The 6200-nt window shown below is 39.9% G+C and carries 5 protein-coding genes and 1 pseudogene (1 of these 6 running past the window's edge); 4 read left to right on the top strand and 2 right to left on the bottom strand.

Translation table 11 applies throughout. The features are described from left to right. Positions 1–1422, top strand: a pseudogene (locus tag COT81_02385) (leucine--tRNA ligase) (it extends 1050 nt beyond the left edge of the window). 286 nt (positions 1423–1708) lie between these two features. Here the strand turns inward: COT81_02385 and COT81_02380 are convergent. After that, positions 1709–3019: a UDP-glucose 6-dehydrogenase gene (locus COT81_02380; GenBank protein ID PIS05165.1), complete on the bottom strand. Its 1311-nt coding sequence runs from the start codon at positions 3017–3019 to the stop codon at positions 1709–1711. Between the two features lie 69 nt (positions 3020–3088). Between COT81_02380 and COT81_02375 the strand changes: the two genes are divergently transcribed. From COT81_02375 to COT81_02365, 3 genes are read left to right on the top strand one after another with little or no spacing between them, the layout of a single operon-like run. Continuing rightward, positions 3089–4087, top strand: coding sequence for a hypothetical protein (locus COT81_02375; GenBank protein PIS05164.1), 999 nt, complete (start codon positions 3089–3091; stop codon positions 4085–4087). Next, positions 4084–5241: a hypothetical protein gene (locus COT81_02370; GenBank protein ID PIS05163.1), complete on the top strand. Its 1158-nt coding sequence runs from the start codon at positions 4084–4086 to the stop codon at positions 5239–5241. Before COT81_02375 ends, COT81_02370 begins: the two co-directional genes overlap by 4 nt. After that, positions 5238–5777, top strand: a complete 540-nt coding sequence (locus COT81_02365; GenBank protein ID PIS05162.1) for a threonylcarbamoyl-AMP synthase — start codon at positions 5238–5240, stop codon at positions 5775–5777. The genes COT81_02370 and COT81_02365 overlap by 4 nt, the downstream gene beginning before the upstream one ends. On the opposite strand, the gene COT81_02360 is transcribed toward COT81_02365, so the two are convergent. Continuing rightward, a complete protein-coding gene (locus COT81_02360; GenBank protein ID PIS05161.1) occupies positions 5778–6200 on the bottom strand; it encodes a hypothetical protein in 423 nt (140 codons plus the stop codon).

Raw genomic sequence — 6200 nt, 5'->3', positions numbered from 1 at the left:
TTTGCTACTAAATTTGGGTTAAAAATAATTGAGGTAGTTAGGGCCTTTGATAAAAATGATGGTGAACCATTAAGCGAGGCTTATGTTGGCGAGGGTGAGATTGTCAATTCTGATTTTTTAGATGGCCTGGAAGTATCACAAGCTAAAGTTGAAATTATTAGATGGTTGGAAGAAAAAAAATTAGGCCAAGAATCTATTAATTACAAATTGCGTGATTGGGTTTTTTCTCGCCAACGGTATTGGGGTGAACCAATTCCGCTGATTCATTGTGAAAAATGTGGAGTGGTTGCCGTACCAGAGAGTGATTTACCTCTGCTTTTGCCAGAAGTTGAAAAATATGAACCCACCGGCACAGGCGAATCACCGCTGGCGGGCATTGATGAGTGGGTAAATACGAAATGCCCAAAATGCAAAGGGAACGCTAAGCGGGAAACCAACACCATGCCTCAATGGGCTGGATCATCTTGGTATTGGCTGCGCTATATTGACCCGCACAATAAAAAAGAATTAGCCAGCAAACATTTGCTTAAAAAATGGCTGCCAGTGGATGTGTATGTTGGCGGCGCCGAACATGCAGTCTTACATTTATTGTACGGCCGGTTTTGGCATAAATTTTTGTGCGATATTGGCGTTGTGCCTAAAATTAAAATTGAACCAGTTAATCAAAATGAAAAAGTTGAGCTTGACGAACCGTTTTTGACATTAAAAAATCAAGGGTTGATTTTGGGCGAAGACGGAGAGAAAATGTCTAAGTCGCGCGGCAATGTGATTAACCCTGACGAAATTATCAAAAAGTTCGGCGCTGATACTATGCGAGTGTATGAAATGTTTATGGGCCCGTTTGAAGACGTAAAGCCGTGGAGCACTAACGGCTTAGTCGGGGCACGCCGATTTTTAGATAAAGTGTGGGCCTTAAGCGAAAAAGTAATGAGCACTCCGGCCGAAGAATTAAGCGATGAAGTGCCTGAGCAGCAAGTTGAATATACTATCAAAAAAGTAACTCATGATATTGATACCTTTAATTTCAATACCGCGATTTCGCAAATGATGATATTGGTAAACATGATGACCAAAGCCAAAAAAGTACCGCCGGTGGCTTTCAAAAAATTAATTTTACTTTTATCACCGTTTGCGCCGCATATGTGTGAAGAGATTTGGCAAAAACTTGGGCATAAAGATAGTTTGGCGCGTGAAACCTGGCCAACTTACGATGAGAAGCTAGCTCAAGCCAATGACATTGAGCTAGTGTTGCAAGTTAATGGTAAAGTTCGTGATAAAATGCTAGTTGATAAAGATATCACTCAAGCGGAGGCTGAGAATTTAGCCCAGGATTCTAAAAAAGTTCAAACGCACCTGACCGGCCGGGAGATTAAAAATGTAATATTCGTTCCTGGGCGTTTAATTAATTTTGTCACCAAGTAAAAACTACCTTTTACAAGCAACAATTTTTTTGAGATAATTGAATTACTTCAGAAGGGGGTGGCGGTATATGCTGTATATTCTTGGAGCAACAGCGTTTGCCCTAGTCGTGACGTGGCTGTGGTGTGCCACTCATCCGTGGAATGATGGGCGCGAACCAGCGCAAGAGGCGGAAACCAGACTACTTGGCAACGCCTCGGCGGTAAGCCAACATCGTTCTCACACCTGAACCCATGAAGCAAGCTCGGTGCCGTCACGGCAACCGAGCTTTGCCACTTATGCTTGTTGATTATCGGCCAATTCCAAAGTATTTAAAACCGAGCTCAGCCATATCCTGCGGGTCAAACAAATTTCGTCCGTCAAAAATAATTGGCGTGTTCATCAAAGATTTAACTTTGGCTAAATCTAGTTTTTTAAACTCTCCCCATTCTGTGCAAATTAAAATAGCATCAGCACCCTTAGCCACGTCGTAGGGGTTATTAACAAATTTGATGTCTGGATTTTCCTTTTTGGCGTTGTCCATAGCTTGCGGATCATAGGCTGTGACTTGGCTGCCGTCTTGTTGCAAGCGTTTAATGATTTTTAAGGCGGGGGAGTTCCTAATATCATCAGTGTTTGGTTTAAAGGCAACCCCCAAAACGCCAATTTGTTTTCCGTCTAATACCCACAGTTCTTTTTCAATTTTTTTTACGAAATTTTTTATCGCGTCATCGTTAATTTTTTCAACGCTGGCAAGGAGTGAACTATCAATATCAAACATCTCCAATGTTTTCTTAAAAGCAGCGACGTCTTTCGGGAAGCATGAACCGCCATAGCCAATGCCGGGATTTAAAAATTGCTTGCCAATACGTTCATCCAACCCAATCGCTTCTAAAATTTCTAAAGCGTCAGCGCCGGAGGCTTCGGCAATTTCAGCAATCAAATTGGCGAACGAAATTTTTGTGGCTAAAAAGCTGTTAGCTCCATGTTTAATTAATTCAGCGCTTTTAACGCTTGTAATTCTAACCCCCGGTTTGGATTTTTCAATGATAGGCGCGTAAAGCTTTAACATTATCTCAGTGGCCCGGTCACTATCACTGCCAATTACAATTCGGTCAGGATAAAAAGTGTCGTGCATGGCTTGGCCTTCGCGTAAAAATTCTGGATTAGACACTACCGCCACATTGCCGTTGCCGTTGGTATATTTTTTAATAGTGTCAGAGACTTTTTCCGCCGTTTTTACCGGCACCGTGCTTTTATCCACAATGACCTTAAAGCCATGTTTGGTTTTGAGCGCTTCGGCAATTTCTTTAGTTACCTGCTCAACGTATTTCAAATCCGGATGGCCATCTTTTTTAGGCGGCGTGTTTACGCACACAAAAACAACATCGGAATCCAAGACTGCCTTTTTGATGCTGTCAGAAAAGCTGATTTTACGCTTGGCCATATTCTCTTTGAGTAAGTCTTCTAAATGTGGCTCAAAGATGGGACTCGTACCGGATTGCAATAGTTTGATTTTTTCCGGGTTGTTGTCAACGCAAATAATGTCGTGGCCAATATGCGCCAGACATACGCCGGTGGTTAAACCGACATATCCTGTACCTATGATTGCTGCTTTCATAAAATATTGATTCACTAGAATAGCTAATTTTTATAAAATTGTCAACTGCTATGTGCTATAATTAAACTTATGGAAATTAAAAATTTTACCGATTCTGACCAAAAAACTCTCGATTCCTTTGTTTCCCAAAACGCTTTTGACAGCGGTTTTTTGCAATCATTTGCTTGGCTTAAATTTAAGCGTTCCATGGGACAGCAAAGCGAAGTGTATATGGTCTATAACGACGATGATGTCCTAGTTGCGACGGGCTTGTTTATTTTACAGCCGCTACCGTTCAGCCAAAACTATTGGTATTGTCCGCGCGGGCCAGTTTTTTTGAAAGATTTATCAGATCAAGAGAGATTAGAATTTTTTGACGCCATGATAAAAAACGTCATTTCACTTAGCCAAAAAACTCACAGCTCATTTATTAAAATTGAACCGGACAAAAAAATAAATTTACCCCCCATGTGGCACCAAAGCGCCGATGTTTTACCGCGCCAAACTTTAATTTTAGATTTAAGTTTGCCGCAAAGCGGACTGCTTAAAAGCATGAAGCCTAAAACTCGGTACAACATTAACTTGGCCAAAAAACATGGCGTCACGGTTAGCCAAGAATCAATTAAGCCAAGCGCCGGCTTAAAAAGTTTTTGGGAGTTAACACAAAAAACCAATCAACGGCAGAGAATTAGCTCGCACTCACAAAAATACTATGAAAATTTATCTCAGCTAGACAACATTGAACTATTTACCGCTCATTATCAAGGCAAAATTATTGCCGCTAATTTGGTAGCGTTCTTTTATGATTGGTTCATTTATTTTTACGGCGCTTCAGATGAAAAATTTAAGCGAGTCATGGCTCCGCACCTTTTACAATGGGAGCAGGTTTTAGAGGCCAAAGCCCGCGGCAAAAAATATTATGATTTTTGGGGCGTGTCAAAATTTAAAAAATCTTGGCTGGGAATTACTCGCTTCAAACAAGGTTTTGCCCCGGAAATTGAATTTACTTCCTATCCTGGCGTTTACGATTTGCCAGTAAACCAAATTAAATACCGGACTTATTCTTTAATGAAAAAGATAAGCAAATGAGTCTACTTGCTAATTACCGAGCCGCTAAGCCTAAAACTTCATTATTGTTATTGTCGCTTAGCCGTGTTGTGTTGGAAGTTTCTGGCGGAACGATTGGTTTATTTTTAGCAACTTATTTGTTAACCCGCTTAGGTGACATTCGCTATGTCCTCGCCTTTTTTTTAGTTAACTATCTTTTGTATGTTTTTTTAGCTGCCCCAGGCGCTATGTTGATGTCTAGGCTGACTATTAAACGTTCTATAATTTTAAGCATCCCATTTATTTCCCTGTTTTATTTATCACTTTATTGGATTGATAAATATACTATTGCTGTTTTAATCTTTGCCATTAGCGCGAACACAATTTACAAAATGCTTTATTGGGTGCCGTACCGGTCAAATTTAGTCATGTTTTCGCAAGCCGGGCATCGCGGTCGGCAGTTGAGCCAATTGTCTATGGCGGTTGCCTTAATTAGCGTAGCTACCCCGGCTTTTTCTGGCCTAATCATTACTTATTATAGCTTTAACGCTTTGTTTTTAGTGGTTGGTTTTTTCTCCCTACTGGCGATTGTGCCGCTATTTTTTATCCCGCAAAATAACGAATCTTATACTTTTAGCTATTCGCAAACTTGGCGGTTGTTATTTGCTAAACAAGACCGTTCTTTATTGCTTGGCTACATGTCTGATGGCATGGAATGGACGGTGCGGTTTTTAGTTTGGCCGTTATTTGTGTGGCAATTAGTTGAGCAAAATTTTCAAACCATGGGATTTTTGTTTTCACTCATCGTATTTACCTCCGTTTTAATTACCGCGGTCATGGGAGATTATACTGATAAATACAACAAACATAAGATAATGGCCCTAAGCACTATTTTTTACTCGGCCGGTTGGATTTTTAAAATGTTTGTGCACGCTCCGTGGCAGATATTTTTTGCGTCAACCTATCATCGCTTCGCTCGAATTACCATGCGTACCCCCTATATTGCTTTAGCTTACGATAAATCAGCTGACGCTGGATGTTATATTGATGAATATTCAGCGCTTCGCGAAATGTCAATTCATTTGGGCCGTTCGATTATGTTATTAATTTTAATCATCCTTTTTACATTTACTCCACACCTTGAATATTCATTTATTTTAGGCGCGTTAAGTTCTTTAATGTTTAATTTATTATGATGAAAGTCGTAAAGGCAACCAACAAAAACATTTCGCATGCGGCAAAAATAATAAAATGTGGCGGAGTAGTAGTTTTCCCAACGGATACGTCTTATGGGCTTGGCGGATTATTTGATAATAAGAAAATTATTAATCGGGTTTTAAAAATTAAACAACGTAAGGATAAAAAATTTACCTTAGTGGCTTCAAGTTTAAATCAAGTAGAAAAATTTTTTAAGTTGAATTCATCGCAAAAAAAATTAGCCCAAAAATATTGGCCTGGTCCGATTTCGCTTGTCGTAAGTAAACAATTCGCGGTTCGCGTACCTAAAAATAAAGTGGCCCAAAGCTTAGCTCGGCGCGCCGGCAAGCCGATCATTGCCACTTCGGCGAATATTTCAGGCAGGCAGCCTGTATTTTCACCTGATCAATTAAAAATACAATTTCAAAACAAAAAAAGTCTGCCTGATTTGATTTTGGATTTTGGAAAACTTGAAAAAACCAAATCTTCTAAAATTATTTTAGTTACCAAAAAAGGGTGGGAAAGCCTAAGATAATTATGGTGAGATCCCAACTTGAAAAAGATTTACTTGAGAAGTACCAAAGCCTAAAATAAAACCGCCTAACCTAGGCATAACTCCTCCGCCAGCGTAGGGGTATCCTTTAACAGGACAAATAAAATTAATACCGGGAGTACCGCCGTATGGGGTAAATCTGATTTCTTCAACGCTAGCACAGGCTGGCCCAAGCAAACCAGAACACAGTGCACAAGAGATGGCACAAGTTGTGGGACTTGACGGTGGACTATCTAAAACACATCCAGGATTGTAAAAACTAATTAATCCACCGAAATTTATTCCGGAAATAGCATCAGCTTTTTGGCTGTAATTTACTATAATGTAAGCAGACGAAAGTGCAGTGCAGGCTACAATTAAAATTGCCAAAAATGAGTTTAATCTTAAAAAAGCTATTTTTTTCAT

It is taken from the genome of Candidatus Buchananbacteria bacterium CG10_big_fil_rev_8_21_14_0_10_42_9 (assembly GCA_002773845.1).
In the GTDB taxonomy this organism is placed as follows: Bacteria; Patescibacteriota; Patescibacteriia; order Buchananbacterales; family 21-14-0-10-42-9; genus 21-14-0-10-42-9.
This window is presented reverse-complemented; position numbering and strand designations above follow the sequence as displayed.